This is a genomic window from Bacillus sp. GS3m_15504 (assembly GCF_055825275.1).
In genome coordinates this window covers 1-5,358 of record NZ_JBVVNL010000016.1, presented here as the reverse complement: position 1 = coordinate 5,358, position 5,358 = coordinate 1, and the positions used below count along the sequence as shown (strand labels likewise).

Sequence of the window (5,358 nt, the reverse complement as noted above, 5' to 3'; positions counted from 1 at the left end):
TAGGCACGCCGCCAGCGTTCATCCTGAGCCAGGATCAAACTCTCCAATAAAGTTAGTTTGTCTAGCATCTAAAATAAAAATTGACGTTTCACGTTGTTTGTTTCGTTCAGTTTTCAAAGAACTTGTCTGCCGCTTATTTGCGACTTCCTTATGTTAACATCTTCATCTTTCAATGTCAACTAAATTTTTCATTTCGTTTGTCGCTTTCGACGTTATTGTCATCGGCGACTTGTTCTATATTACACCTCTATACTCTAATCGTCAACACTTTTTATAAAGATATTCAATTAAATGTTTTTACGCTCTTTTAGCTATATACGTCCCTACAAAAATTCATTACTGAAAACTACCTTCTGCTTCTCTTTAATTTATTCTCGCAAAACATATTCAATTTACTTTGACCCTAGGCTTAATTGGCGTGAATATTTCCCTTCCCTAAAACTATTAACCTTATTTTAACAAATACTAGTATATAATTAGAGGGTTGTTGTACCATCAATGAAAATCTATTAGAAGCAGGTGAAGATATGAAAGATATACGTATCCTTATAGCAGATGATGATAAAGAAATCCGTAATTTACTAAAAATATATTTAGAACGAGAATTATATATGGTAGATACTGCGATTGATGGCGAAGTAGCCTTACAGTTATTTAATCAAAACAACTATAGCATCGTTATATTAGATCTTATGATGCCAAAAGTAGATGGTATCGAAGTATGTAGAAAGCTTAGAGATAAAACTAACGTACCGATATTAATGCTAACCGCTAAAGATCACGAAGTCGATAAAATTTTAGGTTTAAGCATTGGTGCTGATGATTACATTACGAAGCCTTTCAGCATTCACGAAGTAGTTGCACGAGTCAAAGCTCTTATACGGCGTTTTTTAGTTCTTGGAAGTAACATTAATGTACAAGAGAAGACAACTTTAGCTTTTAAAGGACTAACTATCAATTTAAATACATATACAGTTCACACAAATAAAGAAGAAATCAGCTTAACCGGAAAAGAACTAGAACTATTAAAATTCTTTACTTCAAACCCAGGACAAGTATTTACAAAAACACAGCTCTTTCGCAATGTATGGGACGATAATTATATAGAAGATGATAATACCGTTATGGTACATATTCGAAAACTTAGAAAGAAAATAGAAATCGATCCTTCCAATCCAAAATTCATTCAAACTGTATGGGGAATTGGCTATAAGTTTGTAGGTGAAAAGCTTGAAGATTGATAAAATCCTCTTCCTTATTTCATTACAACTTATCATTTACGGGCTTTTACATATACAAATGGATCCAAAAGTAAAAATTTCTTTATTTATTACCCTTATCTTAATTACAATGTATCTCTTCTTTTCAAGAATACAATTTATTCAAAATCACAAATCAATAGACACTAAATTAAGTCGTGCACTAAAGGGGAATTTACAAACGAGATTATTCACAAGTAATGATCAATCGTTACATAATATCGTTTTTTCAATAAACGAACTAATAGCTGAATTAGAAAAGGTTCGGATTAAAGCAAAAAGGTCTGAGGAATCTAGAAAACAACTTTTATCTAGTATCTCACACGATATCCGAACACCACTCACCTCCATTATTGGATATATCGACGCTTTAAAAGATGGGGTTGCTGCTTCTGAAATAGAAAAGCAAGAATATCTTAAAATACTTTATATGAAATCAAATAACTTAAAGCACCTAGTTGATGAAATATTCAATATGGCAAAGCTAGACGCTAATGAATTTCCACTAAAAGAAGAAAAACTCGACTTTTCTGAAGTTACTAGAGAAGTTTTGATCGATTTTTTACCTGAAATCTCAAAACATAATATTAAACTGCAAGTTCTTATGCCAGAGTCTACTTGTCCTATCATTGCAGATCACCTAAGCCTTATGCGGATTATAGGTAATTTAATGAAAAATGCCATTTATTACGGAAAGGATGGGAAAACAATAGGAGTCGAACTACTAGAAACGGATGCAGCATATGAACTTCTTATTTGGGACAAAGGCCCTGGTATTCCAAAACATGATTTACAAAACGTATTTGAGCGAATGTACCGAAGCGAACAATCAAGAAACTCGTCTTTTGGTGGTAGCGGGCTCGGCCTTTCTATTTCTAAAGCGCTCGTTGAGAAGAATGGTGGGCATATATGGGTTGAAAGTATTCCATGGGAACGAACCACTTTTGGCTTTTCCATTCCAAAACACAATACTTTTAAGAAATAGTTAAGAAATGATTAATATGCAGTTAAGCCTTCCTTTTTATCATGTAAGTAAGAACTTATAGAAAGTGGGTGTCTCCTATAAACACAATTATAAAAACGACTAATCTTACTAAAGTATATGGCAAGCAAAAATCCGTAGATAATCTAAATATTAACGTTCAACAAGGAGAGATTTATGGATTTATAGGACGTAACGGTGCTGGTAAAACAACAACCATTCGTATGCTACTCGGTCTTATAAAACCTACAAGTGGAACTATCGAAATATTCGGAGAGGACTTATTTCAAAATCAAAAAGATATTTTAAGTAGAATTGGTTCTATCGTTGAAGTTCCAGGGTTTTATGAAAACTTAACTGCAAAAGAAAACTTATTAATTAATGCAAAGATAATCGGGGTTTACAAAAAGAATGCTATTGAAGACACATTAGAAATAGTGGGCTTGCAGCATGAAACAAAAAAGTTAGTAGGAAAGTATTCTTTAGGAATGAAGCAGCGCCTAGGAATTGCACGCGCCCTTCTCCATTATCCCGAATTACTCATATTAGATGAACCAACTAACGGACTAGACCCCATCGGTATTAAAGAAATGCGAAAACTTATTCATTCTTTAGCTCAAGAAAGAAATATAACGATACTCATTTCTAGTCACATATTAGCAGAGGTAGAACAGTTAGTTGATCGTATCGGAATTATTCACGAAGGAAGGTTACTAGAAGAAGTTTCTCTTGATAAGCTGCGCAAAGCAAACCGTAAGTACATAGAATTTCAGGTGAATAATGAAAATAAAGCTGCGATGCTATTAGAAAATCAATTTCAAATTTTCGATTATGAGGTACATGATGAAGGGAATATTCGCATTTACTCTCATTTTGGGCAACAAGGATACATTAACAGAACATTCGTTCTTAACGATATTGAAGTATTAAAAATGATGATTAGTGAAGACAGATTAGAAGATTATTTCACCAAGCTAGTTGGAGGTGGAACAATTGGTTAATCTACTCTATACAGAACTATTAAAACTAAAACGCTCTAATATGTTTTTAATTAGTATTATTGGGGCTGGTGTCGCACCTTTCTTAGTCGTAGTAGCCTCTTATATACATATAAAAACAAAACAGCCAACTCCGACTATTTGGTTCCACCAGTTATTCACTGAAGTTAACTTATATACTACTTTAGTTATAGGATTCCCTTTATACGGAGTAGTTGTTGCTTATCTGTTTACCCGCGAATATGCAGAAGATACATTAAAAAATTTACTAACTATCCCCGTGTCGCGCATTAGCTTTATTATAAGTAAGTTCATCATTCTCTTCCTTTGGATTATGATGCTAACTTTAGTCGCTTGGTCGCTTACTTTAATATTAGGGCTATTGGGGAACTTCCCTGGTTTTAACACTACTTTACTTTTAGGTTCTTTCCTAAAATTTTTAATATGTGGCGGCCTTCTCTTTCTATTATCTTCACCTATCGTGCTATTAACTCTTGTAATGAAGAGCTATGTACCGCCTATTATATTAACAGTCATTATTACAATGACGAATCTTATGCTCGTGAACTCCAAGCATAAAGATTTATTTCCGTGGACAGCTACTCTAGATATTGCAAATAACGAATTACAACCCACATATCCACCAGAGTATTCTTATATCATCATTGTAACAACAGCAATTTTCGGATTTATTGCAACACTATTCTATTTTAAGAGAGTAGACATTCATTAATTTATAGGAGTGAAATTATGAGCGATATCATTACTGCCTTCATACTCGGTATTGTAGAGGGGTTAGCTGAATTTTTACCTATCTCTTCTACTGGTCACCTTATATTAGTCGGGCATTTATTAGGATTTGAAGGAGAAAGAGCAAAAACGTTTGAAATTGTTATTCAGCTAGGCGCAATTTTAGCTATTGCAATTTTATATCATAAACGTCTCGTTTCTTTATGTAATATTAAGCCACTTCTACGCAAAGAGAAAAAATTCAACGCATTCCATGTATTTCTTGGTGTATTTCCGGCAGTAGTCGCTGGTTTGTTACTACATGATGTTATTAAAACTTACTTATTTCAGCCATACACTGTTGTGATTGGACTTGTAGCAGGAGCAATTCTTATGATCTTTGCAGAAGTAAAAAAGCAAGAGGCAATCTCCTATTCACTGGACGATTTAACGTACCGTCAAGCATTAACAATCGGATTATTTCAATGTTTAGCAGTATACCCTGGCTTCTCTAGAGCCGGCTCTACTATCTCTGGAGGTCTATTAGCAAAAGTAAATTATAAGACTGCATCTGAATTCTCTTTTCTTATTGCCCTTCCTGTAATGGTTGGGGCTACAGGATTAGACTTATTAAAAAGCTGGACGTATTTAAGTGTCGATGATATCCCTATGTTTGCGGTAGGATTCATCACTTCTTTCATAGTCGCAATGTTAGCAGTAGTAACTTTTCTGAAGCTTTTAGAGAAGATAGGTTTAAAACCTTTTGCATATTATCGTATTTTGCTGGCTATCTTATTTACAGTCTTCGTATTACTATAGATTCGTATATGTCACATATTATTGAACCGATATTCAATTTGAAGTATCGGTTTTTCTCTCTTTCACCTCTAGTATAACTTATTTCAGTACGGTCTAGTGGAAATGGTGAAAAACCAGCATCTGTTACAGCTTTGCAATTCGGTAATTCCCCTAATTATCTCGCACAGTTAATAATTGATGACATAAAAACAGTAACATGCTTCGGCCATATTTTTTATAAATTAGAAAGTGAACCACTACCAACAACTAACCGATAGTCAGAATGAACCTGTAGCTATTATTAAGACAATAGAAGTAACTATAATGCCATTGAATGAAATAATAAAAAAACTCGCTATCGCTGAAGACGATCATACCTATAGTTGCGAACTTATCAATATAAAAAACCAAATGAAGCTATAATTAATAACGATTTCACGAAAAGCTCACGCTTTATTAAACACGAAAAAACACAAGTCAAAAGACTTGTGTTTTTAGTTGCTTGGCGACGTCCTACTCTCACAGGGACAAGGTCCCAACTACCATCGGCGCTAGAGAGCTTAACTTCCGTGTTCGGTATGGGAACGGGTGT

The 5,358-nt window shown here is 34.0% G+C and carries 5 protein-coding genes, 1 rRNA gene and 1 pseudogene; 6 read left to right on the top strand and 1 reads right to left on the bottom strand.

The annotated features are described in order from the left end of the window. Nucleotides 1–527: 527 nt before the first annotated feature. From AC0L0O_RS29870 to AC0L0O_RS29845, 6 genes and pseudogenes are all read left to right on the top strand, one after another. On the top strand, nucleotides 528–1,241 hold the full coding sequence (locus tag AC0L0O_RS29870; RefSeq protein WP_000651978.1) for a response regulator transcription factor: 714 nt from the start codon (nucleotides 528–530) through the stop codon (nucleotides 1,239–1,241). Further along, nucleotides 1,231–2,244 (top strand): sensor histidine kinase, encoded by a 1,014-nt coding sequence (locus AC0L0O_RS29865; RefSeq protein WP_000686988.1) that lies wholly within the window; start codon nucleotides 1,231–1,233, stop codon nucleotides 2,242–2,244. Before AC0L0O_RS29870 ends, AC0L0O_RS29865 begins: the two co-directional genes overlap by 11 nt. A 68-nt stretch (nucleotides 2,245–2,312) precedes the next feature. Beyond that, on the top strand, nucleotides 2,313–3,242 hold the full coding sequence (locus tag AC0L0O_RS29860) for an ABC transporter ATP-binding protein (RefSeq protein WP_000074565.1): 930 nt from the start codon (nucleotides 2,313–2,315) through the stop codon (nucleotides 3,240–3,242). Next, nucleotides 3,235–3,972 carry an ABC transporter permease gene (locus tag AC0L0O_RS29855; RefSeq protein ID WP_000247728.1) on the top strand — a complete coding sequence of 246 codons (738 nt, stop codon included), beginning with the start codon at nucleotides 3,235–3,237 and terminating at the stop codon, nucleotides 3,970–3,972. Before AC0L0O_RS29860 ends, AC0L0O_RS29855 begins: the two co-directional genes overlap by 8 nt. Before the next feature lie 17 nt (nucleotides 3,973–3,989). Beyond that, on the top strand, nucleotides 3,990–4,787 hold the full coding sequence (uppP, locus tag AC0L0O_RS29850; RefSeq protein WP_001280037.1) for an undecaprenyl-diphosphate phosphatase UppP: 798 nt from the start codon (nucleotides 3,990–3,992) through the stop codon (nucleotides 4,785–4,787). Nucleotides 4,788–4,867: 80 nt separating this feature from the next. Then, nucleotides 4,868–5,189: pseudogene (locus AC0L0O_RS29845) on the top strand (ASCH domain-containing protein). 77 nt (nucleotides 5,190–5,266) lie between these two features. On the opposite strand, the gene rrf reads toward AC0L0O_RS29845, so the two are convergent. Continuing rightward, a 5S ribosomal RNA gene (rrf, locus tag AC0L0O_RS29840) occupies nucleotides 5,267–5,358 on the bottom strand; the annotation flags it as partial.